The 24,547-nt window shown below is 68.1% G+C and carries 21 protein-coding genes; 11 read left to right on the top strand and 10 right to left on the bottom strand.

The window, feature by feature from the left end:
• Positions 1-17: 17 nt before the first annotated feature.
• The gene (locus OKJ99_RS20910) at positions 18-1,277 is read left to right on the top strand and encodes an MFS transporter (protein WP_326018511.1); all 1,260 of its coding nucleotides are present in this window, start codon (positions 18-20) and stop codon (positions 1,275-1,277) included.
• An 84-nt stretch (positions 1,278-1,361) separates the two neighbouring features.
• Here OKJ99_RS20910 and OKJ99_RS20905 read toward each other — a convergent pair whose 3' ends face one another.
• Positions 1,362-2,810, bottom strand: coding sequence for a CCA tRNA nucleotidyltransferase (locus OKJ99_RS20905; RefSeq protein ID WP_326018509.1), 1,449 nt, complete (start codon positions 2,808-2,810; stop codon positions 1,362-1,364).
• Positions 2,811-3,005: 195 nt separating this feature from the next.
• On the opposite strand from OKJ99_RS20905, the gene OKJ99_RS20900 reads away from it, so the two are divergent.
• The 7 genes from OKJ99_RS20900 to trxA all read left to right on the top strand — a co-directional run bounded on the left by OKJ99_RS20900 (position 3,006) and on the right by trxA (position 12,558).
• On the top strand, positions 3,006-5,375 hold the full coding sequence (locus OKJ99_RS20900; RefSeq protein ID WP_326018507.1) for a DUF6049 family protein: 2,370 nt from the start codon (positions 3,006-3,008) through the stop codon (positions 5,373-5,375).
• A 45-nt stretch (positions 5,376-5,420) separates the two neighbouring features.
• On the top strand, positions 5,421-7,667 hold the full coding sequence (murJ, locus tag OKJ99_RS20895) for a murein biosynthesis integral membrane protein MurJ (RefSeq protein WP_326018505.1): 2,247 nt from the start codon (positions 5,421-5,423) through the stop codon (positions 7,665-7,667).
• A 120-nt stretch (positions 7,668-7,787) separates the two neighbouring features.
• Positions 7,788-9,500 carry a protein kinase family protein gene (locus OKJ99_RS20890; protein WP_326018503.1) on the top strand — a complete coding sequence of 571 codons (1,713 nt, stop codon included), beginning with the start codon at positions 7,788-7,790 and terminating at the stop codon, positions 9,498-9,500.
• A 33-nt stretch (positions 9,501-9,533) separates the two neighbouring features.
• Positions 9,534-10,247, top strand: a complete 714-nt coding sequence (sigM, locus tag OKJ99_RS20885) for an RNA polymerase sigma factor SigM (RefSeq protein ID WP_326018502.1) — start codon at positions 9,534-9,536, stop codon at positions 10,245-10,247.
• Positions 10,244-11,083 (top strand): anti-sigma factor family protein, encoded by an 840-nt coding sequence (locus OKJ99_RS20880; protein ID WP_326018500.1) that lies wholly within the window; start codon positions 10,244-10,246, stop codon positions 11,081-11,083. Before sigM ends, OKJ99_RS20880 begins: the two co-directional genes overlap by 4 nt.
• Positions 11,084-11,201: 118 nt before the next feature.
• Complete coding sequence (gene trxB, locus OKJ99_RS20875) at positions 11,202-12,179, top strand: thioredoxin-disulfide reductase (RefSeq protein ID WP_326018498.1); 978 nt, start codon at positions 11,202-11,204, stop codon at positions 12,177-12,179.
• A 46-nt stretch (positions 12,180-12,225) separates the two neighbouring features.
• On the top strand, positions 12,226-12,558 hold the full coding sequence (gene trxA, locus OKJ99_RS20870; protein WP_326018496.1) for a thioredoxin: 333 nt from the start codon (positions 12,226-12,228) through the stop codon (positions 12,556-12,558).
• 105 nt (positions 12,559-12,663) lie between these two features.
• Here the strand turns inward: trxA and OKJ99_RS20865 are convergent, their stop codons facing one another.
• The 9 genes from OKJ99_RS20865 to rpmH form a co-directional block, all read right to left on the bottom strand.
• Positions 12,664-13,281, bottom strand: coding sequence for a GNAT family N-acetyltransferase (locus OKJ99_RS20865; RefSeq protein WP_326018494.1), 618 nt, complete (start codon positions 13,279-13,281; stop codon positions 12,664-12,666).
• Positions 13,282-13,585: 304 nt separating this feature from the next.
• A complete protein-coding gene (locus OKJ99_RS20860) occupies positions 13,586-14,689 on the bottom strand; it encodes a ParB/RepB/Spo0J family partition protein (protein ID WP_326018493.1) in 1,104 nt (367 codons plus the stop codon).
• Positions 14,686-15,762 carry a ParA family protein gene (locus OKJ99_RS20855; protein ID WP_326018609.1) on the bottom strand — a complete coding sequence of 359 codons (1,077 nt, stop codon included), beginning with the start codon at positions 15,760-15,762 and terminating at the stop codon, positions 14,686-14,688. Before OKJ99_RS20855 ends, OKJ99_RS20860 begins: the two co-directional genes overlap by 4 nt.
• A gap of 256 nt (positions 15,763-16,018) precedes the next feature.
• On the bottom strand, positions 16,019-16,735 hold the full coding sequence (gene rsmG / locus OKJ99_RS20850; RefSeq protein ID WP_326018492.1) for a 16S rRNA (guanine(527)-N(7))-methyltransferase RsmG: 717 nt from the start codon (positions 16,733-16,735) through the stop codon (positions 16,019-16,021).
• A gap of 110 nt (positions 16,736-16,845) precedes the next feature.
• A complete protein-coding gene (locus OKJ99_RS20845) occupies positions 16,846-17,355 on the bottom strand; it encodes a Jag family protein (RefSeq protein ID WP_326018491.1) in 510 nt (169 codons plus the stop codon).
• A gap of 53 nt (positions 17,356-17,408) precedes the next feature.
• The gene (gene yidC / locus OKJ99_RS20840; protein WP_326018489.1) at positions 17,409-18,722 is read right to left on the bottom strand and encodes a membrane protein insertase YidC; all 1,314 of its coding nucleotides are present in this window, start codon (positions 18,720-18,722) and stop codon (positions 17,409-17,411) included.
• Between the two features lie 8 nt (positions 18,723-18,730).
• Positions 18,731-19,081, bottom strand: coding sequence for a membrane protein insertion efficiency factor YidD (yidD, locus tag OKJ99_RS20835; RefSeq protein WP_326018488.1), 351 nt, complete (start codon positions 19,079-19,081; stop codon positions 18,731-18,733).
• Entirely contained in the window at positions 19,078-19,449 is a 372-nt protein-coding gene (gene rnpA / locus OKJ99_RS20830) for a ribonuclease P protein component (RefSeq protein ID WP_326018486.1), read from the bottom strand. The genes yidD and rnpA overlap by 4 nt, the downstream gene beginning before the upstream one ends.
• Before the next feature lie 20 nt (positions 19,450-19,469).
• Complete coding sequence (gene rpmH, locus OKJ99_RS20825; protein WP_006381191.1) at positions 19,470-19,607, bottom strand: 50S ribosomal protein L34; 138 nt, start codon at positions 19,605-19,607, stop codon at positions 19,470-19,472.
• 382 nt (positions 19,608-19,989) lie between these two features.
• Between rpmH and dnaA the strand changes: the two genes are divergently transcribed.
• The 3 genes from dnaA to OKJ99_RS20810 all read left to right on the top strand — a co-directional run.
• Positions 19,990-22,074 (top strand): chromosomal replication initiator protein DnaA, encoded by a 2,085-nt coding sequence (dnaA, locus tag OKJ99_RS20820; protein WP_326018484.1) that lies wholly within the window; start codon positions 19,990-19,992, stop codon positions 22,072-22,074.
• Between the two features lie 920 nt (positions 22,075-22,994).
• Positions 22,995-24,125, top strand: a complete 1,131-nt coding sequence (gene dnaN / locus OKJ99_RS20815) for a DNA polymerase III subunit beta (protein ID WP_326018482.1) — start codon at positions 22,995-22,997, stop codon at positions 24,123-24,125.
• Positions 24,126-24,290: 165 nt separating this feature from the next.
• A partial coding sequence (locus OKJ99_RS20810) for an NAD(P)-binding domain-containing protein (protein ID WP_326018481.1) occupies positions 24,291-24,547 on the top strand: 257 nt, incomplete at its 3' end.

The following is a 24,547-nucleotide window of genomic DNA, read 5'->3' as shown; positions in this document are numbered from 1 at the left end:
ATGTGAGGCTGTGCCCCATGTCTGTCGTCCGTGACCTGCGCGTACTGCTGCGCCTGCGCGATTTCCGACGTCTGTTGACGTTGCGGCTGCTCTCCCAGGGCGCGGACGGCGTGTATCAGGTGGCGCTCGCCACCTACGTGGTGTTCTCGCCGGAGAAGCAGACATCGCCCGCCGCGATCGCGTCGGCCATGGCCGTACTGCTGCTCCCGTACTCCCTTGTGGGCCCTTTCGCGGGCGTCCTCCTCGACCGCTGGCGACGCCGCCAGGTTTTCCTCTACGGCAACCTGCTGCGGGTGCTGCTCGCCTCCGCGACGGCCGCCCTCATGCTGAGCCACGCCCCGGACTGGCTCTTCTACACGTCCGCGCTGTGCGTCACCGCGGTCAACCGCTTTGTTCTGTCCGGGCTCTCGGCCGCACTGCCCCGCGTCGTGGACGCAGAGCGCCTCGTCATGGCCAACTCCCTCTCACCCACCGCAGGGACACTCGCGGCGACGCTGGGCGGAGGCCTCGCCTTTGGCGTGCGGCTGATCGCCGACGACTCGGATGCCGCGGTGGTGCTCATCGGGGCGTTGCTGTACCTGTGCGCCGCGCTCGCCTCTCTGCGCATGGACGCACAACTCCTCGGCCCCGACCCGGAGTTGATCCAGCCGCGCCTGGGGGCCGCGGTGACCGGCACCGCCCGGGATCTCGCCGCCGGTGTCCGGCACCTCGCCTCACGCCCGCCCGCCGCGCGCACCCTTGCCGCGATGACGGTGATGCGGTTCTGCTACGGCGCCCTGCTCGTCATGGTGCTCATGCTGTGCCGGTACGCATGGTCGTCCACGGAGTCCGAAGGCCTGGCCCTGCTCGGCCTCGCCATGGGCGTCTCGGGGGCCGGCTTCTTCGTCGCGGCAGTCATCACCCCGGCAGCCGTGGGGCGGTTCGGAGCGGCCGGATGGATCGTCCTCTGCGCCGGCACCGCATCCGTACTCGAACTCGCCCTGGGACTCACCTTCGAACCCGCGCCGATCGTGGTGGCCGCGTTCGTCCTGGGCCTGACCACACAAGCCGCGAAGATCGCCACCGACACGGTCGTGCAGTCCTCCATCGACGACGGCTTCCGCGGCCGGATCTTCTCCGTCTACGACGTGCTGGTCAACGTCTCCTTCGTCGGCGCAGCCGGAGTGGCGGCGCTGATGCTGCCTCCGGACGGCCGCTCGGTCCCTCTCGTGGTCCTGGTGTCGGTCCTCTACGGAGCGACCGCTCTGACACTGCGCGGGCAGCGGCGTTTCACGTGAAACATTGCCTCTCCCCATACGCGTCTCCAGATACGCGTCGGGCGCTGTTTCACGTGAAACAGCGCCCGACGCGTTCCGCACGTATCAGTCCTGAGAGCGTTCGGCCCACCATTCCTTGAGCGCCGACACGGCCGCGTCGTACTCCATCGGCCCGTTCTCGAGGCGCAGTTCCAGCAGGAACTTGTATGCCTGCCCGATCTCCGGGCCCGGGCTGACGCCGAGGATCTCCATGATCTGGTTTCCGTCGAGATCCGGCCGGATCGAGTCCAGCTCCTCCTGCTCCTGAAGCCTCTCGATGCGCTCCTCAAGGCCGTCGTACGCATGCGAAAGCGCGTTGGCCTTCCGCTTGTTGCGCGTCGTGCAGTCGGAACGGGTCAGCTTGTGCAGCCGGCCGAGGAGCGGCCCCGCGTCCCGTACGTAACGACGTACAGCGGAATCCGTCCACTCACCGGTGCCGTAACCGTGGAAGCGCAGGTGCAGCTCGACGAGGCGCGAGACGTCCTTCACCAAGTCATTGGAGTACTTGAGCGCGGTCATGCGCTTCTTCGTCATCTTGGCGCCGACCACCTCGTGGTGGTGGAAGGAGACGCGGCCGTCCTTCTCGAAGCGGCGAGTGCGCGGCTTCCCGATGTCGTGGAGCAGCGCGGCGAGGCGCAGCGTCAGATCGGGGCCTTCGGTCTCCAACGCCATCGCCTGTTCGAGCACGATCAGCGTGTGGTCGTAGACGTCCTTGTGCCTGTGGTGCTCGTCACGTTCCAGGCGCAGAGCGGGCAGTTCGGGCAGTACGGAATCGGCCAGACCGGTCTCGACGAGCAGCATCAGGCCCTTGCGCGGGTGCGCGGAGAGGATCAGTTTGTTGAGCTCGTCACGTACTCGCTCCGCGGAGACGATCTCGATGCGGCCCGCCATGGCCTTCATGGCGTCGACGACCTCAGGAGCGACCTCGAAGTCGAGCTGAGCGGCGAAGCGGGCGGCCCGCATCATCCGCAGCGGGTCGTCGGAGAAGGAGTCCTCCGGAGTGCCGGGCGTACGCAGCACGCGCTCGGAGAGGTCGCTGATGCCGCCGTACGGATCGATGAATTCCTTCTCGGGGAGCGCCACGGCCATCGCGTTGACGGTGAAGTCCCGGCGGACCAGGTCCTCCTCGATGGAGTCGCCGTACGACACCTCGGGCTTGCGCGAGGTGCGGTCGTACGCCTCCGAGCGGTAGGTCGTGACCTCGACCTGGTAGCCATCCTTCTGGCAACCGACGGTGCCGAACGCGATCCCTACCTCCCAGACCGCGTCGGCCCATGGACGCACGATCTTCAATACGTCCTCGGGGCGGGCATCAGTGGTGAAGTCCAGGTCGTTGCCGAGCCGGCCGAGCAGTGCGTCCCGCACCGAACCGCCGACCAGGGCGAGAGAGAACCCGGCCTCCTGGAATCGGCGGGCGAGGTCGTCTGCGACAGGCGAGACCCGCAGCAGCTCGCTGACCGCGCGGTGCTGCACCTGGCTCAGGGCGCTGGGGTTGTCTTCATTGGCGTTCGGCACAACAGGACAGGGTACGTGGCCCGGGCCGCCGGGGCCGAACCGTTTGCCGGGCCCGCGACAGGAGCACATCGGCGGCCCCCTACTCTTGCCCCCACGATCATGCCGGGCAGACCGTGGCACTCAGCCACAGTGCTCCTCGTTACCATGCGTGGACACATCTGCGACCACCGACGACGACGAGGGACGGACGACCACGTGGCCGAGGCGGCAGACTTCTCAACGGTGAGCCCCTCACCTGCTCGGCGACTGCTACGGCGCACCGGGGCCCTGCTCGCGGCCGCGCCGCTCCTGGCGTCGCTGCCGCTGCTGCCTGCCGCGGCCCCGGCCGGTGCCGCCACCCCGGCCACCGCCGCCTCGAGCTCGACAGGGACCAGCACGGTCGATGTGGCCGTGAACTCTCTCTCACCCAGCGCGCCGACGGACGGCGACACCGTTTCGGTCAGCGGCACGGTGACGAACAAGGGCAAGCAGCCGGTCACGGGCGCCCACGTGGGCCTGCGGGTCGGCACGTCGTACAGCGGCCGCACAGCCGTCGACCAGGCCGCGAAGAACGGCACGGGCGGCGCCGCGGACGGCAGCGAGATCTCCCGCAAGTACGGCAAGAAGTTCGCCAAGCTGGCGCCCGGCGTCGCGCAGGACTTCAAGCTGTCCGTCCCCGTCAAGGCGCTGCACCTCGGCGCCGACGGCGTCTACCAGCTCAGCGTCGCCCTGATGGGACAGACCGCCGCGCAGCCGTACCAGCAGACACTCGGCATCCAGCGGACCTTCCTGCCCTGGCAGCCGAGCAACGCCGACACGAGCATGCGGACGACGGCCCTGTGGCCGCTGATCTCCGATTCCCATCTCACCGCCGAGACGGGCGCGAACGAACAGCAGACGCCTGTCTTTGACGACAACGACCTGGCGAAGCAGATCGGTCCGGGCGGCCGCCTCCAGCAGATGCTGGCCCTCGGCAGCGAACTCGACGTGACCTGGGTGATCGACCCCGACCTGCTGGCGTCGGTCGACGCCATGACGGAGCCGTACAAGGTCAAGGGCGCCAACGGAAAGCTCAGGCCGGGCAAGAACCAGGCAGACGCCAAGCAGTGGCTGAGCGACCTGGAGACCGCCGTGCAGGGCCAGAAGGTGGTAACGCTTCCGTTCGCCGACCCGGATCTTGCCTCGCTCGCGCACACGGGCACGAAGGTCACCGGCTCCCTCGGTCACCTCAAGGACGCCACGGACGCCGCCACCCTGACCGTGCAGACGATCCTGCACACCAAGCCGGACACGTCCTACGCATGGCCCGCGGAAGGCGCCGTCGACCGGGACATCGTCAAGGTCGCCACGTCCGCGGGCGCCGACAAGATCATCGCGCGCAGCGACCACTTCCCGGAGAGCGCAGGCCTGACGTACACGCCGTCCGCCGCCCGCCCGATCGGCGGCGGCGCCTCGGCCGTGGTCGCCGACGGCCGCCTGTCGACCGCTTTCCAGGGCGACATGACGGGCGCCGAGGGCTCCACGCTCGCCATCCAGAAGTTCCTCGCGCAGTCCCTGATGCTGAACAAGCAGACGGACAAGCAGCGCAGCGTCGTCGTGGCCCCGCAGCGCATGCCCACCGCCAGCCAGGCCCAGACCATGGCCAAGGCGCTGCATGCACTGCAGGACGGCACCTGGTCGCAGCCCCAGACCTTGTCGGCCGCCGCGAAGGCGAAGCCCGACCCCGCCGCCACCACGCGTGTCCCGCACGCGTACCCCTCGTCACTGCGCAAGCAGGAGCTGTCGCGGTCGGCCTTCGAGCAGATCCGGGCGACCCAGCGTGACCTCGAGAACTTCCAGGTCGTCCTCACCGACCAGTCCCGCGTGGTGACCCCGTTCGGCCGCGCGATGGACCGGGAGATGTCCACGTCGTGGCGTGCCGAGTCGGGCATGTCGGGGAGCTTCCGCGACGGCGTCTCCTCGTATCTGTCGGGCCTCACCGAACAGGTGGCGCTGATCGACAAGTCCGAGGTGAAGCTCTCCGGGCGCAGCGCGACGATCCCGGTGTCGGTGCAGAACAACCTGTGGCAGGACGTCGACCACCTCACGCTCCGCCTCACCTCGGGCAACGGCACCCGCCTCAAGATCGGCGGCGACACCTTCCAGGACCAGGAAGTGAAGATCGCCAGCGGGCACAGCCAGTCCGTGAAGTTCACGACCACGGCCAAGGCGACGGGCCCGATCACGGTGCACGCCCAGCTGTACACGCAGGACGGTGCGCCCTACGGCGAACCGCTCGCCTTCAAGGTCGACGTCACCGAGGTCACCCCGACCGTGATGCTCGTCATCGCCGGCGGTGTCCTGCTGCTCGTCCTGGCCGGCTACCGGATGTACCAGCAGCGCAAGCGGGCCGCCGCCGCGCAGCCCGACGAGGACGCCCCTGAGGGCGATTCCGTGGCCACGGACGACGAAGCGGGCGACGAGCCGGACGGAGACCCGGCCGACACCGCACGGGCAGACGTTCCGCAGCAGCCGAGTGACCCGACGGCTGACACCGCTCCGGAAAGCACGGACCCGTCGGGAACGGGTGAGAGAGTGGACCGTTGAGCGATGTCGGGGCCGCTGGGCCGGGGACGATGAGGTGGGGTAACCATGAACGCGCCGTACGACGGTGAGCGTGGCCACGGCTCGGGCGGCTCTGCCTCGGGCGATGGCCGGCCGTACGCCGGTTCACCACAGCCCGAGGGACAGGTGCCGCCGCCGCAGCCTGCCCCCGACGCGTATCCGCAGGACGCGTACCTTCAGGACGCGTACGAGCAGGATCCGTACCGGGCGCACGACCTGACCGCCCAAGACCCGGTGACCGAGGCGTTGTACGACCGCGCCGCGCATCCTCCGCCGCCCCCGGGCACGCAGCAGGCGCACCAGCCCCTGTACGCGCCGCCGCCCGCGCAGCAGTACCAGCCCGACCCCCGCGTGTGGGCGCAGACGCCCGCGCCGGAGCCGGCGGGCCCCACACAGCATCTGCCGTACGGCGACGATGCCCGCACGACACAGTTCGTGGGCGTCGACGACCTGGTGACGCACTCCGCGGAGGAGAGCCACGAACCGGACGCCTTCGCGCACCTGTTCCGCGACCAGCAGCCCGGCCACAGCGGGGGTCGCCCGCCGGCCGAGCCCGTCGACAACCCGACCACGCAGCTCGGTCCTCCGCAGCCCCCGCCGCCACCGGCCGCGACCCCCGCACCGGCGCCCGCGGCGAAGAAGGGCGGCCGCGCCTCCAACATCATGAAGTCGAGCGCGGTGATGGCGGCGGGCACGCTGGTCTCACGCCTCACCGGCTTCGTCCGCACCATGGTGATCACCGCGGCGCTGGGCGCCGGACTGCTGGGTGACACCTGGACCGTCGCGTACACACTGCCGACGATGATCTACATCCTCACCGTCGGCGGCGGCCTGAACTCGGTGTTCGTACCTCAGCTCGTGCGCGCGATGAAGGAGGACGAGGACGGCGGCGAGGCCTTCGCCAACCGCCTGCTCACGTTGGTCATGGTGGCGCTCGCCGCCATCACCGCGGTCGTCGTCTTCGCTGCCCCACTGCTGATCCACCTGATGTCGAACACAGTGGCCAGCGACACGGACGCCAACAGCGTGGGTATCGCCTTCGCCCGCTACTGCCTGCCCACGATCTTCTTCATGGGCATCCACGTGGTGATGGGCCAGATCCTGAACGCGCGCGGGAAGTTCGGCGCGATGATGTGGACCCCGGTCCTCAACAACATCGTCATGATCGTCACGTTCGGCACGTTCATCTGGGTCTACGGGACCGCGGCCGAATCGCAGATGGGCGTCACGACCATCCCGGACGAGGGCATCCGCCTCCTCGGCATCGGCACCCTGCTCGGCCTCGTCGTGCAGTCCCTCGCGATGATCCCGTACCTGCGCGAGACCGGCTTCCGCTTCCGCCTGCGCTTCGACTGGAAGGGCCACGGCCTCGGCAAGGCCATGAAGCTCGCCAAGTGGACCGTCCTGTTCGTCCTCGCCAATCAGGCGGGCGTCCTGGTCGTCACCCAGCTCGCCACGGCGGCTGGTAAGGCGTCCGGCCAGGCCGGCTCGGGCATCATGGGCTACTCGAACGCCCAACTGATCTGGGGCATGCCGCAGGCGATCATCACCGTCTCGGTCATGGCCGCGCTGCTGCCGCGCATCTCGCGCTCCGCCCACGACGGCGACCCCGGCGCGGTCCGCGACGACATCTCCTCCGGCCTGCGCACCTCGGCCGTGGCGATCGTCCCGATCTCGTTCATGTTCGTGGCGCTCGGCGTCCCGATGTGCACCCTGCTCTTCGGTTCCAGCGGCGTCGAGTCCGCCCAGTCCATGGGCTACATCCTCATGGCCTTCGGTCTCGGCCTCATTCCGTACTCCGTGCAGTACGTCGTGCTGCGCGGGTTCTACGCCTACGAGGACACCCGCACGCCCTTCTACAACACGGTCATCGTCGCCGCGGTCAACGCCGCCGCAGCAGGCATCTGCTACCTGATCCTGCCCGCTCAGTGGGCCGTGGTCGGCATGGCCCTCGCCTACGGCATCGCGTACGCGATCGGCGTCGGTGTGGCCTGGCGGCGGCTGCGCAACCGGCTCGGCGGCGACCTGGACGGCGCGCACGTCGTCCGTACCTACGCCCGGCTCTGCCTCGCGTCGCTGCCGGCGACGGTCGTCGGCGGCGGAATCGGGTACGCGGTCACGCAGGCACTGGGCCACGGTGTGCTCGGCTCGATCGCGGCGCTGGTCGTGGGCAGTGTGACGCTGCTCGGCGTCTTCTACGTGGCAGCCCGCAAGATGAGGATTGAAGAACTGAATTCGCTGGTCGGCATGGTCCGCGGTCGTCTCGGCCGCTGAGTCGGCCGGAAGTGCGTGCAACCATCGGTGGCCATCGCGTGTCGTGCATAGCGCCGGACTGTGGGCACAATTGGCTTTGGCGTCGGAGTGAGTGCAACGGATGGGGAGGCAGGAACGACGGTGGCGGAACGGAGCACGGCTGCCGTCGACGTGGCCGACAACAGTGGTGATGAGCCGCTGACCGCCAAGGCGGGGCAGGCCACGGCCGACGGGGTGGTCGATACCGGGGAGCAGGACGCGCCGGAGCGCGAGGAGGCCGTGGACACCGCGGAGACGGGGACTCATCTGAGCCCCGGCGCCGCGTCACCGCCCGAGCTGCACAGCGGGCACAAGCTCGCCAGACGCTACCGGCTCGAAGAGTGCGTCACCCGTCTGGACGGTTTCAGCAGCTGGCGTGCGGTGGACGAGAAGCTCCGCCGCGCCGTCGGCGTGCACATCCTCCCCGCCGATCACCCCAGAGGGCGTCCGGTGCTCGCCGCCGCCCGCTCGTCGGCCCTTCTGGGCGACCCCCGTTTCGTGCAGGTGCTGGACGCGGTCGAGGAGAACGATCTCGTCTACGTCGTCCACGAGTGGCTGCCCGATGCCACGGAACTGACCGCCCTGCTCGCCGTCGGCCCTCTCGAGGCGCACGACGCGTACCAGATGGTCAACCAGGTCTCCCACGCCATGGCGGCCGCCCACCGTGAGGGCCTCGCCCATCTGCGCCTCACGCCGAGCGCTGTGCTGCGCACCTCCTCCGGGCAGTGGCGCATCCGCGGCCTCGCCGTGAACGCGGCGCTGCGCGGCATCACCTGCGATACCCCGCAGCGCGCCGACACCGAGGCGATCGGCGCGCTCCTGTACGCCTCCCTGACCCAGCGCTGGCCGTACGAGGACGACGCCTACGGCCTCTCCGGTCTGCCCAAGGGCGTCGGCCTCATCGCTCCCGACCAGGTGCGCGCCGGCGTCCACCGCGGTCTGGCGGAGCTGTCCATGCGCGCGCTCGCGAACGACGGGGCGACCGCGTCCCGCCAGGAGCCGCCGTGCACCATGCCGGAGGACCTGGTGAAGGCCATCGGCGAGATGCCCAGGATCCGGCCGCCGGAGCCCGCCTTCACGGCACCTCCGGAGTACCAGCGGACCACGTACCAGCAGGGGAACTACGGCCGCTCCGCCCCACGCGCCACCCAGCCGGTCCCCACGCCGCCGCCCCCGCTGCACAGCCGTACCGGCAAGGCCCTCAAGTGGGCCGTCTCCGCGCTGCTCATCGCGGCCCTCGGCCTGGGCAGCTGGCAGCTCGCCGACGCCCTCATGGACCGTGGCACCGCGGGCAGCTCCGGATCCACGGACACCTCGGACGACAGCGGCAAGGGCAGCAAGCAGGACGCGAAGCCGATCTCCATCGAGAGCGCCAAGGAGTTCGTCGCCGAAGGTGACGCCCAGGCTCCGGGCGAAGTCGACAAGACGTACGACAACAGCACGTCGACGTACTGGCGGACCAAGTCCTTCGTCGACGGCCCGAAGATGGTCATCAAGCCCGGCGTCGGCATCGTCTACGACCTCGGCTCCGCCAAGGACGTCTCGGCCGCATCGATAGGGCTCCGATACGGCGGTGACCACACCACTGTTTCCCTGTACGCCTCGCCGTCCCTCGATCCGGGCCCGGTGTCCGGCCTGAAGCAGATCGGATCCACGACGGATTCGAAGACCACCTCCGCCAAGATCACGGCCAATGACCCGGTCAAGACGCGTTATCTGCTCGTCTGGCTGACCGCCCTGCCCCGCGCAGGCCAGGATGGCTACAGCAGCGCGGGCTTCAAGCAGGGCATCACCGATGTGGAGTTCACCGGCTGACGGCACGGCTCACCACGGGGAGGGGGTTCGGCAGTGGACGACGCCTACGGCGAAGCGAACGATCAGGACCTCCTCGCCCGTCATGTCGCCGGCGACAAGGACGCCTTTGGTGAACTCGTCCGACGCCACCGCGACCGCCTCTGGGCCGTGGCCCTGCGGACGCTGGGGGACCGGGAGGAGGCCGCGGACGCGGTGCAGGATGCGCTGGTCTCGGCCTATCGCGCCGCCCACACCTTCCGCGGCCAGTCCGCGGTGACGACCTGGCTGCACCGCATCACCGTCAACGCGTGCCTGGACCGGGCTCGCAAGATGGCCTCGCGCAAGACCGCGCCCGTGGACGACGCCGACCGGCTGGATCAGCTCCTGGAGCCGCACGAGTCCGCGGACGCCCCCGTCGAGCGGGGCGATCTGCACCGTCAGCTCCTGGAGGCGCTCTCGGTCCTGCCCAGCGATCAGCGCGCGGCCCTTGTCCTCGTCGACATGCAGGGCTACCCGGTCGCCGAGGCCGCGCGGATCCTCGACGTGCCCACCGGCACGGTCAAGAGCCGCTGCGCGCGCGGCCGAGCCAAACTGCTTCCGCTGCTGACACACCTCCGCCCGCAAAGCGGGAGCCAGGAAGGTGGCGAGAACCCGCCCCCTGGAAGGAACCGGGCGCAGGGGACATCCGTCCCACCCGCAGCGGGACCTCGTGACGAGACAGGACCTGCCGATTCGGCTGCGGTGAAGGGCGGAGGTGGGCGAGCGTGACATCCACGACCGACACGGCAGAGCACCCGGAGGTCACCGAGATCTCCGAACTCGCCGAGGGTCTGTTGCCTCCCACTCGTACGACCGACGTCCAGCAGCACCTCGACGGCTGCGCGCTCTGCGCCGATGTCCTCGCGTCCCTGGAAGAGATTCGGGGCACGCTCGGTGCCGTATCGGCCCCGCCGCGCATGCCGGAGGAGATCGCGAGCCGGATCAATGCCGCCCTGGCCTTCGAAGAGGACCGTGAAACGGGTCCCGTTTCACGTGAAACAACGACCGCGGCCGACCGTCCTGCCGGACACCCGCACGGAGCCACCGGCCCGGGACGCAAGGCACGTGGCAACCGGAGGCGGACTGGTGCCGTCCTCGGGGCCGTCCTGACGGTCACCGCGATCGGTGTAGGAGCCCTCTTCATCCAGAACGACGAGGGCGGCTCACCGGTCGTGGGGAAGAGCCATGGCGCGTCGACCTTCGCCAAGGACACTCTGGAGACGAAGGTCACGACGCTGCTCGGCTCCTCGACGCTCAGTACGGAAGATGCAGGGCCCAGTACGCAGGGGACGAAGGCTCCGATGCAGAAACGCGCCGTCTCGGTGCCCCCGTGCATCCAGCTCGGAACCCACCGGAACGAGGACCCCCTCGCCGCGCAGACAGGCACGTACGAAGGGAAGAAGGCCTACCTCGTCGTGCTGCCCCACAAGACGGATCCGGCCCACCAGGTCACGGCCTTCGTCGTCGATTCCTCCTGTGTCGACTCGTCCTCCTCCTCAGCCGGCACGCTGCTGTACAAGCACGATTACGACCACGGCTCCGGGGCGCTCAAGAGCACTCGCTAGGTGTGGCCGGGCACGTCGGGAATGCATGCCCCGTAGGATCCGTTGGGTGGGGTGAGAGTCCTCCCAATGGCCTCCCCTGGCAGTACGCAGCAGTCCCGCAGAGACGAGGAATCAAGCCGTGAGCGACGTCCGTAACGTGATCATCATCGGCTCCGGGCCCGCCGGCTACACGGCGGCGCTCTACACCGCGCGCGCGTCGCTGAAGCCGCTCGTGTTCGAGGGTGCCGTCACCGCTGGTGGCGCACTGATGAACACGACCGAGGTGGAGAACTTCCCCGGTTTCCAGGACGGCATCATGGGCCCCGAGCTCATGGACAACATGCGCGGCCAGGCCGAGCGCTTCGGCGCCGAGCTCGTCCCCGACGACATCGTGGCCGTCGACCTGAGCGGCGAGATCAAGACCGTGACGGACACCGCGGGCACCGTGCACCGCGCGAAGGCCGTCATCGTCACCACCGGCTCCCAGCACCGCAAGCTCGGCCTCCCGAACGAGGACGCGCTCTCCGGCCGCGGCGTCTCCTGGTGCGCAACCTGTGACGGCTTCTTCTTCAAGGGCCAGGACATCGCCGTGATCGGCGGCGGCGACACCGCGATGGAGGAGGCCACCTTCCTTTCGCGCTTCGCCAATTCCGTGACGATCGTGCACCGCCGCGACACCCTGCGCGCCTCGAAGGCGATGCAGGAGCGCGCCTTCGCCGACCCGAAGATCAAGTTCATCTGGGACAGCGAGGTCGCCGAGGTCAAGGGCGACCCGAAGCTCGAGGGCCTGACGCTGCGCAACCTGAAGACGGGCGAGACCTCCGAGCTGCCGGTCACCGGTCTGTTCATCGCGATCGGCCACGACCCGCGCACGGAGCTGTTCAAGGGGCAGCTCGAGCTCGACGACGAGGGCTACCTGAAGGTCGAGGCGCCCTCGACGCGCACGAACCTCACTGGCGTCTTCGGCGCCGGCGACGTCGTGGACCACACGTACCGGCAGGCGATCACGGCGGCCGGCACCGGCTGCTCCGCCGCTCTCGACGCCGAGCGCTTCCTGGCCTCGCTCGCCGACGGCGAGGCCGCCGAGCCCGAGAAGACCCAGACCGCCAGCGTCTGAACTGAACTCCCACTCACGTAATCCCCCAAGAAATGAGGAGCCTGCTGTGGCCGGCAACCTGAAGAACGTCACGGACGACACCTTCGAGAAGGACGTCCTCAAGAGCGACAAGCCCGTCCTGGTGGACTTCTGGGCCGCTTGGTGCGGCCCGTGCCGCCAGATCGCGCCGTCGCTCGAGGCCATCGCCGCCGAGCACGGTGACAAGATCGAGGTCGTCAAGCTCAACATCGACGAGAACCCGGGCACGGCCGCCAAGTACGGCGTCATGTCGATCCCGACCCTGAACGTGTACCAGGGTGGCGAGGTCGCCAAGACCATCGTCGGTGCCAAGCCCAAGGCCGCCATCGTGCGCGACCTCGAGGACTTCATCGCCGAGTAATCATGCGGCGCCGTCTTACAGACGGCGGTCGTTGTTTCACGTGAAACACGAACGGGCCGACCCTATCGGGGTCGGCCCGTTTCCGTTGTAAGGGCCCATCTCCTGTCACAGCGGCCGGAGTGCCGGTTCCTTCTGCACGGCTCCCAGAAGCCTGTCCAGGGCCATCTCGACGTCTTCCTTCCAGGACAGCGTCGTCCGCAGTTCCAGGCGCAGCCGCGGATGCGAGGGGTGGGGCCGCACGGTCTTGAACCCAACCGCCAACAGATGGTCCGCGGGAAGCAGACAGGCGGGTTCCTTCCACTGGGCGTCCCCAAAGGCCTCGATCGCCTTGAAGCCCCGGCGCAACAGATCCTTCGCGACGGTCTGCACGATGACCCGGCCCAGGCCCTGCCCCTGATAGTCGGGAGAGATCCAGGCCGTCATGAGCTGAACGGCGTCGGGGGACACCGGGCTTGTCGGGAAGGCAGTGGCGCGTGGGACGTACGCGGGGGGCGCGTAGAGCACGAAGCCGACCGGAACGTCATCCACATAGACGACGCGTCCGCAGGAGCCCCACTCCAGCAGGACGGCGGAGATCCACGCTTCCTTCTCCAGTTCGGGCGTGCCCGCCTTTACCGCGGCCTGGCCGCTGACCGCGTCCAGCTCCCAGAAGACACACGAACGGCAACGCTTGGGGAGGTCCGGGAGGTTGTCCAGCGTGAGCGGTACGAGCCGACGCCCCATGAAGGCAGTTCCTCGCTTCCTTCGCCCGCCGCTGCGCGGGCGGCCGTCAGAACGCTCCGTTCCCTGAGCAAGCTGCCGACGAATCCGCCGACCGCTCCCAGGCCGAGACCTGCGGTCATCAATCCGGTGCGACTCACCGATCGCATGACCCGCCTCCTGTATGAGGTGCCGCCGGGTGGATGCGCTCTTTCGTCGCATCGTAACCACGATGGGATTCGCTCGATACCGTAGATAAGCAAAGAGCGGGCCGTGTTCCGGTACATGCCGGAACACGGCCCGCTCTCGGGTCGCCACAGGGCGGTGGTCAGTCCTGTTCGTCGCCGTCGGTCTCCTCCGGAAGACCGTTCTGGAGCACCGGCCCCTCGCCGGGCGCGAGGGAGCCGAGGATGCGCGACAGGTCGTCCATCGAGGCGAATTCGACGACGATCTTGCCCTTCTTCTGCCCCAGGTCGACCTTCACCCGCGTCTCGAAGCGGTCCGAGAGCCGCGTGGCGAGATCGCTCAGCGCCGGGGAGACCCGGGCACCGGCCCGCGGCCCCTTGGCCCGTGCGTTGCTCTTGGGCCCCGACCCCATGAGGGTCACGATCTCCTCGACGGCCCGCACCGAGAGCCCTTCGGCAACGATGCGATGGGCCAGCCGGTCCTGCTCCTCGGAGTCCTCGACGGAGAGCAGCGCTCGCGCGTGCCCCGCCGACAGCACACCTGCGGCCACGCGGCGCTGGACGGCCGGCGAAAGCTTCAGCAGCCGCAGCGTGTTGGACACCTGCGGGCGGGACCGGCCGATCCGGTCGGCCAGCTGATCGTGCGTGCAGTTGAAGTCCTTGAGCAACTGGTCGTAGGCGGCAGCCTCTTCCAGCGGGTTCAGCTGTGCACGGTGCAGGTTCTCAAGGAGCGCGTCGAGGAGGAGCTTCTCGTCGTCCGTGGCACGCACGATGGCCGGGATGCGCTCGAGCCCCGCCTCTCGGCAGGCCCTCCAACGCCGCTCGCCCATGATGAGCTCGTAGTTGCCGGACCCCACCTGTCGTACGACGACAGGTTGCAGCAGGCCGACTTCCTTGATGGACGTGACGAGCTCGGCAAGAGCGTCCTCGTCGAACACCTCACGCGGCTGGCGCGGGTTGGGCGTGATGTCGTCGATCGGCAGCTCGGCGAAATGCGCTCCCGCCGGACGCTCGAAGTCCTCGGTTGTCGCGGCCGCCAGCTCCTCGGTTTCCCGTGAAACAGGCGGCTGTGACAGCGCAGCCACCTTCGCGGCCGCCACTCCACGCTCGGTCGTCAGCACCGGCACCGAAGCAGGAGACGCCGACGCGCCTCCCGCCTGCGTGGCCGGGCCCGTCCTCTCGGGTGTGGGGGCAGCCGGGATCAGCGCGCCGAGTCCTCGGCCAAGTCCCCTCCGTCGATCGCTCACTGAATCCCCTCCGACGTACTCTGCTGGTCAAGTTGAGTGCCCGTGTGGGCGTTCTGGGCCTCGTAGTGAATCCCGACCCCGCGCAGCGCCATCTCTCGCGCCGCTTCGAGGTAGGAGAGTGCCCCACTCGACCCTGGATCGTAGGTCAACACGGTCTGCCCATAACTCGGGGCCTCCGAAATACGCACCGAGCGCGGAATGCTCGTTCGAAGGACCTCGCCAGCGAAGTGAGTACGGACTTCATCTGCGACCTGGGACGCCAGCCGAGTGCGTCCGTCGTACATCGTGAGCAGGATCGTGGACACGTGCAGGGCGGGGTTGAGGTGCCCACGCACGAGGTCCACGTTCCGCAGCAGCTGTCCGAGGCCCTCCAGTGCGTAGTACTCGCACTGGATCGGGATCAGTACCTCCGCACCGGCAACCATGGCGTTGATCGTCAGGAGCCCGAGCGACGGTGGGCAGTCGATGAGGATGTAGTCCAGCGGCTGCTCGTACGCCTGGATGGCGCGCTGCAGTCGACTCTCCCGCGCGACCAGAGAGACCAGCTCGATCTCCGCACCGGCGAGATCGATGGTGGCCGGGGCGCAGAAGAGGCCTTCCACGTCAGGGACGGGCTGGACGACTTCGGAGAGCGGCCTACTGTCGACCAACACGTCGTAAACGGAGGGCACTTCCGAATGGTGGTCGACGCCCAGAGCCGTGGAGGCGTTGCCCTGTGGGTCCAGGTCCACCACCAGGACACGTGCGCCGTGCAGCGCAAGTGAGGCGGCAAGGTTGACCGTTGTCGTGGTTTTACCGACCCCGCCCTTCTGGTTGGCCACCACCATGACGCGGGTCTGCTCGGGACGTGGCAGGCCCTCGCCCGCACGGCCAAGAGCTTCTACTGCCAGTTGGGCAGCGCGACCGATGGGTGTGTCGTCCATCGGGGGCGGTGTTTCACGTGAAACATCTTCCCCCGCCGATTCGGTACGGGGACCGGGGACCGGGTCGGTCATCGGTCCCGCGATGTTGGCGTCGGACCGCAAGGATTCACTCTCCTCGACTTCAGGCTCACAATGAACAGAGCCTCCCATGCCTTCGGGGTCAAGAACCAGCGAGGCCCGTGCTTCTGTGGACGAATCCCCCTCTGTGGACAACTCCGTGTCCGTATCGAGGGATCCGAGGGGTTTTTGGTCGCGGGGAGCAGCCGCCGCGCGGCCGCGACTGATGATGCCCTGCAGCAGTGAGCGACGTTTCACGTGAAACACGATGCACCGCAGCACGACGCGCTCCCGCGCGACACCCCGAGATGCGTACGTTTGACAGCTTTTGTGCAGTACTGCGGGTGCGTCAGCGCCTGCGCCGGGCACGCCCCGTGCGGGCCGCCTTGGCGCGCTTCGCCGCGAAACGCACGCCGCCGGGGCTCTCCCCGACCTCTACGCGCACGACGGTGGACAGGGGATCCACCATGCCCTCGCCGACATGCAGGACCGACGTTTCCACCGCGCCGAGCTTGCTCAGGGCGGAAGCCGCGCTCTTCAGCTCTTCCTCGGCCGTGTCGCCCTTGAGCGCCAGCATCTCCCCGTACGGCCGGAGCAGCGGGACGCCCCACGCGGCCAGCCGGTCCAGCGGAGCCACGGCGCGAGCGGTGACGACATGGACGGGCGTCAACGTGCCAAGGACCTCTTCGGCCCGTCCCCGCACCACGGTCACATGGTCGAGCCCGAGCAGTTCTACGACCTCGGTCAGGAAGGTCGTACGACGGAGCAACGGCTCCAGCAGAGTGATCTTCAGGTCCGGGCGGACCAGGGCGAGCGGAATCCCCGGTAGACCCGCACCCGAACCGACGTCGCACACGGTGACGCCTTCGGGGACCACCTCAGAGAGCACGGCGCAGTTCAGGATGTGCCGCTCCCACAGACGCGGCACCTCGCGCGGGCCGATGAGGCCGCGCTGCACTCCCGCGTCAGCGAGAAGCTCCGCGTACCGGACCGCGTCCGCGAAGCGCTCGCCGAATACCACCCGGGCCTGCTCCGGGGCCGGGGGGAGTTCTGCTGCCTCCGTCACGGGGACCGTCCTTCCGTACCGCTCTACCGCAGTAAGTGGCTGACTAACAGGCTGACAAAGATCGGCCCCGCCTGCGAAACAGACGGGGCCGGAAGGCGACGTGCTGCCGCTCAGGCAGGAAGCACGACGACGAAGCGCTGCGGCTCCTCGCCCTCGGACTCACTGCGCAGGCCGGCCGCCTTGATGGCGTCGTGCACGACCTTGCGCTCGAAGGGCGTCATCGGATTCATCTTGACCGGCTCACCGGTGTTCTTCACCTCGGCCGCGGCCTTGGCGCCCTGCTCGGTGAGCTCGGCGCGCTTCTTTGCGCGGTAGCCGGCGATGTCCAGCATCAGGCGGCTGCGGTCCCCGGTTTCCCGGTGCACCGCGAGGCGGGTCAGCTCCTGGAGCGCCTCGAGGACCTCTCCGTCGCGACCGACCAGCTTCTGCAGATCGCGGCTGCTCACATCGCTGACGATGGACACGGCGGCCCGGTCGGCTTCGACGTCCATGTCGATGTCGCCGTCGAGGTCAGCGATGTCCAGCAGACCCTCGAGGTAATCCGCGGCGATCTCACCCTCCTGCTCGAGGCGGGTCAGGGTGTCGCCACCCTCAGCAGCGGCGGTGGTGCCTTCCGTCACGGGATGGGCTCCTTCTTGCGTCAAGGCTTGCGCCAACGTCTTACGTCGAGGTCTTACTTCTTGGACGGGGACTTCGGCCGCTGCGGGCCACCCTTGCGCTGCCCGGACTTGGCCTTGCTGCGCTGCTGTGAGCCGCCCGCGGGCTTGGCGCCACCGGACTGCTTGGCCTTGGACTGCGGCTTCGCGTCCTGCGGCTCGTCCTCCTTCTCCAGCGAGGTCTTCTCCGAGGAGGGGGAGTCGTCCTTGTCCGAGCCCTGGGCTGTCGAGCCACCGGACTGGCGCTGCGACTTGGACTGGCGCTTGGGCTGCTGGCGCTTCGCACCCTTCGGCAGGCCGTCCTCGTCCAGTTCCTCCGCGGCCGCGGAGCCCTTGGCCACGGTGCCGTCGGTCTGAGCCGCGAGGCCGGCCTTGCTCAGCCCATTGATGAACTTGCGCTCGTAATCGTTGCGGTCGCGGCCCTTGGCAACGATCGCCTTGACGATGTTCCGCTCGCGCTTGTTCCTCGTGGCGCTGTGCTCGACGACGTGCTTCTGCAGGCCCTCGAGCATCTTGGCCTGAGCCTTGGAACCCGGCGTGGGGTTCCGGTTGATCACGTACATCTGCTGGCACATGGTCCACACGTTGGTGGTCAGCCAGTAGACGAGGACACCGACGGGGAAGTTGATGCCCATGAAGAGGAAGATCAGCGGGAAGACGTACATCAGCATCTTCTGCTGCTGCATGAACGGCGTCTTCACCGTCAGGTCGACGTTCTTCGTCATGAGCTGGCGCTGCGTGTAGAACTGCGACGCCGACATCATGATGATCATGATCGCGGTGACCACGCGGACGTCGGTCAGCGAGGCGCCCATGGCCTGGACCTCGGAGGCGCTGTCCGTGAACTTGGCGGCCAGCGGGGCACCGAAGATGTGCGCCTTCTGGGCGCTGTCCAGGAGCGACTGGTTGATCACGCCGATGGTGTTGCCCTCGGCGATGGCCGCGAGCACGTGGTACAGGGCGAAGAAGAACGGCGACTGCACGAGAATCGGAAGGCACGAGGAGAGCGGGTTGGTACCCGTCTCCTTGTACAGCTTCATCATCTCTTCGGACTGACGCTGCTTGTCGTTCTTGTAGCGCTCCTGGATCGCCTTCATCTGAGGCTGGAGCAGCTGCATGTTCCGGGTCGACTTGATCTGCTTCACGAAGAGCGGGATCAGGCAGATCCGGATCAGGACCACCAGGGACACGATCGACAGGCCCCAGGCCCAGCCGGTATCAGGGCCGAAGATCGCCCCGTAGACCGTGTGGAACTGGACGATGACCCACGACACCGGGGTCGTGAGGAACGCGAAAACGCCTGATACAGCGTTGACGATATCGGAAATCATGTCCCTGATCAGGCTCCTTGGGCGTTGGGCGAAGTCGCTCCGGACTTATTGTCCTGTGCAGAGGGGCTGTCGCCCTCAACGGCGGGGGCCGTTTTTTTGTCCCCGCGCCATGCCTCGCGCAGCATCTCGTGCCAGCGCGGACGCTTGCGTGGCGGAACATAGTCGACGCCGCCCAGCGACCACGGATTGCACCGAAGGATCCGCCAGGCGGTAAGCGCTGTTCCCTTGATTGCCCCGTGCCGGTCGATGGCCGTGAAGCCATAGTGGGAGCACGACGGGTAGTACTTGCACACCGGACCCAGCAATGGACTGATGGTCCACTGATAGATCTTGATCAAGGCGAGCAGTGGGTACTTCATCGCGCGCCCCCTCCCAGCAGCCGCTGTAGGGCGGCATCCAGGTCTTGGGCCAGCTGTGCGTGGGTAGCGTCGCCCGCTCCGGGCAACGCGCGTACGACTACCAGGCTACCTGGGGGCAACAAAGCCACCCGGTCGCGCATGAGGTGCCGAAGCCTGCGCTTCACCGCGTTCCGTACGACGGCGCCACCCACTGCCTTGCTCACGACGAAACCCGCACGCGGCGGGGAGAGAGTCTCCCTGGGCGCGTGCGGGTCCGTTGAACCGCTACGTAGGTGAACGACGAGAAGCGGGCGTCCGGCCCGACGTCCCCGGCGTACCGCGGTCGCGAAATCTTCGCGCCGCCTCAGCCGATACTCGGTAGGCAGCACGTCATAACCTGATTACGAGATCAGGCGGACAGGCTGGCGCGACCCTTGCCACGACGGTTGGCGAGAATCGCACGACCGGCGCGGGTCCGCATGCGAAGGCGGAAGCCGTGGGTCTTGGCACGACGACGGTTGTTCGGCTGGAAGGTGCGCTTGCTCACTCGGGGGCTCCTGAAAAACGTGTGGTGGCGGGACATCGTCTGGCTGTCACCGTGCGCCCACGAGTAGCTCGCGAATACGCCCGAGTGCACCGCTACACGGTCCGCAAGAACTGTGGATCGTGACCTTGCCCATCGGAGGCAGGCGGCAGCAGCCATCGACAACTCGACCTGGTCACGGTACGCGCGGCTACGCCATCCGGTCAAACCGACGTCATGCGAGGGACACTGTCCACAGGCTGGGGACAACAACTTGAACCGCAGCGGTCGCGCTGACTACCGTGGCTGAACTCCGATTCGTTCCCTTCTCACCGCCCCACCCGATTTTCTTCCCGATCCGTCCCAGGAATCACACGTTCGTGGGACCAGCGAGAGAGCGTGCCCTGTGGCTGACGTACCTGCCGATCTTGCCGCAGTGTGGCCACGAGTTCTGGAGCAACTCCTCGGGGAAGACCGCGGGCAGGGCGTCGAGACGAAGGACGAGCACTGGATCCGGCGCTGTCAGCCGTTGGCACTCGTCGCCGACACCGCGCTCCTCGCCGTTCCGAACGAATTCGCCAAGGGCGTACTCGAGGGCCGACTGGCCCCGGTCGTCAGCGAGACCCTCAGCCGCGAGTGCGGCCGCCCCATCCGGATCGCGATCACCGTCGACGACTCCATGGGCGAGCCGCCCGCCCCCACGCCCCCGCCGGCCCCGCAGCACCGCTACGAGGCCCCCGAGCCGCAGCCGTCTCCCGGCCAGCCGCGCGACGCGTTCGACAACCGGGAGACGTACGAGAACCGGGAGACCTACGAGGGCTACGAGCGCCGCGGCGCCGACGAGCACGGCCAGGGCCCGCGGGCCGAACAGCCCCAGGCGCCCCGGCCCGACCAGCTCCCGACCGCCCGTCCCGCCTACCCGGACTACCAGCGCCCCGAGCCGGGCGCCTGGCCGCGTCCGCAGCAGGACGAGTACAACTGGCAGCAGCCCCGGCTCGGTTTCCCGGAGCGGGACCCGTACGCGACGCCCACACAGCAGCCGCAGCACGACTACCGGCAGCAGGAGCGGTCGCCCTACGACCAACAGCAGCCGTACGAGCCGGAGCGCGGTCGCTACGACCAGCAGCAGGAGCGCCCTCCGTACGAGCAGAAGGGGGACGGTCGCCCCTCGTATGAGGACCGTTCCTCCTACGAGGACCGCTCTTCTTACGAAGAGCGACCTTATGAAGACCGTTCCTACAAGGACCGCTCTTCATATGAAGAGCGGTCGTCCTATGAGGAGCGCGGTTCCTACGAGCCTTCGCGCGAGCGGCAGCAGCGGCGTGAGCCCGGCAAGCCGGGGATGGGCGGCCGTCCGAACCAGGACGGTGGGCACGGCCCTGGCGGTCGTGGCGTGCCCAGTGGGGCGCCCGGCCCCCTGGCGGCCCAGCCCGCGCCGGCGACCCGCCCTGGTGAGCCGACGGCACGTCTGAACCCCAAGTACCTTTTCGACACGTTCGTCATCGGCGCGTCGAACCGCTTCGCACACGCGGCCGCGGTCGCCGTCGCCGAAGCGCCGGCCAAGGCGTACAACCCCCTGTTCATCTATGGGGAGTCGGGCCTCGGCAAGACGCACCTTCTGCACGCCATCGGGCACTACGCGCGCAGCCTCTACCCGGGCACGCGTGTGCGGTACGTGAGCTCGGAGGAGTTCACCAACGAGTTCATCAACTCGATCCGTGACGGCAAGGGCGACTCCTTCCGCAAGCGGTACCGCGAGATGGACATCCTTCTTGTCGACGACATCCAGTTCCTCGCGGACAAGGAGTCGACGCAGGAGGAGTTCTTCCACACCTTCAACACGCTCCACAACGCGAACAAGCAGATCGTGCTCTCCAGTGACCGGCCGCCCAAGCAGCTGGTGACCCTGGAGGACCGGCTGCGCAACCGGTTCGAGTGGGGCCTGATCACGGACGTCCAGCCACCGGAGCTGGAGACCCGTATCGCCATCCTTCGTAAGAAGGCGGTGCAGGAGCAGCTCAACGCGCCTCCGGAAGTGCTCGAGTTCATCGCGTCCCGCATCTCGCGCAACATCCGTGAGCTGGAAGGGGCGTTGATCCGCGTCACGGCGTTCGCGTCGCTCAATCGACAGCCTGTGGACCTGGGGCTGACTGAGATCGTCCTCAAGGACCTGATCCCCGGTGGCGAGGACGCCGCTCCCGAGATCACGGCTCCGGCCATCATGGCGGCGACCGCGGACTACTTCGGGCTCACCGTGGAGGATCTCTGCGGATCCTCGCGCAGCCGCGTCCTGGTGACGGCCCGGCAGATCGCGATGTACCTGTGCCGCGAGCTGACCGACCTCTCGCTGCCGAAGATCGGCGCTCAGTTCGGCGGCCGCGACCACACGACCGTGATGCACGCGGACCGCAAGATCCGCGCGCTGATGGCCGAGCGGCGCTCCATCTACAACCAGGTCACCGAGCTCACCAACCGCATCAAGAACGGCTGACAGCAGACCGGTTACGACCCGCAGGGCGCTTCGGGAACGACTCCCGGAGCGCCCTTTTTCGTGCCTGCGGACGGGCTTGCCGTCGAGCCGTCCACCGGTCCAAGGTCACCGTGCGCTCGGCCGGTGTTCGATTCCCCGCCGCGTTACGGGTGTTCTCCACAGATCTGCCGGGTTTTTGCGGTCCACACCCTGGGGACTGGAAAGTTGTCCAGACTGCATCCACAGCGCCCCCGGGTGACAGGACATCAAGCCAGGTCAGAGGCCTGTGGATTCGTGGAAAAGTGATCTCCACAGACTGTGGACAGATTTTTTCTCCACAGGCTGTGCATGACGTTGTCCACCGGCAACCCACAGGCTCGCGGCTGTTGTGCACAGCGATCAAGAGCTTCTCCACACGGCTGTCCACTGTTCGGCAACGCGACGCGCCATCTCACCTCCGCGAGTGAAAGGCGTCACACCAAGGTGGTCGGTTGGGCTGGGGAGAACCGGGGTAAAGCTGGGGACGGCGTTGGGGAGAAGTCGCCCAAGGCTGTGCATCGAGTGTGCAGAACTTTCCGCCGTCCACAGCGAGAGCCGGTTGTCCACCGCCTCCGCCCACAGCCTCGGTGGACAAAAAACCGCCTCTGACCTGCGATTTAGAGGTTATCCACGCTTTCCACAGCCCCTACTACTACGTCCAACTAGTAAGAGCTGAGAATTCGTTTCGAAGACGGGGCTGTGCACAACTCGCTTCCAGCACCTCGACCTCGGTTCGGCGTGACTTGACCGAGGCGGGCAACGACTGTCAGTGCCGTGCGTCAGACTGGTCCCCGGTGTCCTCCCCGTCAGTGGGCCGAGCGACACCACGTCTGCCGATGCAGACGGCAGACCGAAGACCAAGCAGGGCGAGAGCAGCCAGCAACAGCAGGAGGCGGCTTACGGTGAAGATCCGGGTGGAACGCGACGTACTCGCGGAGGCAGTGGCCTGGGCGGCTCGCAGCCTCCCGGCACGACCGCCTGCGCCCGTCCTCGCGGGCCTTCTGCTGAAGGCCGAGGAGGGCGCACTCAGCCTGTCGAGCTTCGACTACGAAGTCTCGGCACGCGTATCGGTGGACGCGGAGATCGACGAGGAGGGCACGGTGCTCGTCTCCGGTCGCCTGCTCGCCGACATCTGCCGTGCTCTGCCCAACCGTCCGGTGGAGATCTCCACAGACGGTGTACGAGCGACCGTTGTCTGCGGTTCCTCGCGATTCACACTCCACACGCTTCCTGTGGAGGAGTACCCGGCGCTGCCGCAGATGCCGACCGCCACGGGCACCGTCCCGGGTGAGGTCTTCGCGGCCGCCGCTTCCCAGGTGGCCATCGCGGCCGGCCGTGACGACACGCTGCCCGTCCTCACCGGTGTGCGCATCGAGATCGAGGGCGACACGGTGACGCTGGCGTCCACCGACCGCTACCGCTTCGCCGTCCGCGAGTTCCTGTGGAAGCCGGAGGACCCGGAGGCCTCCGCGGTCGCCCTGGTGCCCGCCAAGACGCTCCTGGACACCGCCAAGGCGCTCACGAGCGGTGACACGGTCACGCTGGCGCTCGCCGGTTCCGGTGCGGGCGAGGGCCTCATCGGCTTCGAGGGCGCGGGCCGCCGCACCACGACCCGCCTTCTCGAGGGCGACCTGCCGAAGTACCGCACGCTGTTCCCGACGGAGTTCAACTCCGTGGCCGTCATCGAGACCGCCCCCTTCGTGGAGGCCGTCAAGCGCGTGGCCCTCGTCGCCGAGCGCAACACCCCGGTGCGGCTCAGCTTCGAGCAGGGCGTGCTCATCCTGGAGGCCGGCTCCAGCGACGACGCACAGGCTGTGGAAAGGGTCGACGCCAACCTGGACGGCGACGACATCTCGATCGCCTTCAACCCGACCTTCCTGCTGGACGGCCTGAGCGCGATCGACTCCCCGGTCGCCCAGCTGTCGTTCACGACGTCCACCAAGCCCGCGCTGCTCTCCGGCAAGCCGGCCGTGGACGCCGAGGCGGACGACGCGTACAAGTACCTGATCATGCCGGTGCGGCTCTCCGGCTGAGGAGCTTGAGGGGCAGGCCGCCCGGGTTCGCCCGAGCGACTATGCCCACAGGTGTGCGGGAGCGTCCGGGTTTAGGCTCGGACGCAGGTACGAGACGCCACGCGCGCGTGCTCTCGTACCGCCCCCGCACCACCTCACGCCTCGTCGCAACGTAAGGAACCACTGATGGAGCTCGGTCTCGTCGGCCTCGGCAAGATGGGCGGCAACATGCGCGAGCGCATCCGCCGCGCGGGCCACACCGTCTTCGGCTACGACCGCAACCCGGACCTCGCGGACGTCCACAGCCTCGAGGAGCTTGTGGGCAAGCTCAAGGGCCCGCGTGTGGTGTGGGTGATGGTGCCGGCTGGTGCCGCGACCCAGTCGACCGTCGACGAGCTCGGTGACCTGCTCTCCGAGGGCGACATCGTCGTCGACGGCGGCAA

Origin of the sequence: Streptomyces endophyticus (assembly GCF_035798155.1) — a bacterium.
Lineage (GTDB): Bacteria > Actinomycetota > Actinomycetes > Streptomycetales > Streptomycetaceae > Streptomyces > Streptomyces endophyticus.
Note: the sequence above shows the minus strand (reverse complement) of the source record. Positions and strands in the feature narration are given on the sequence as shown.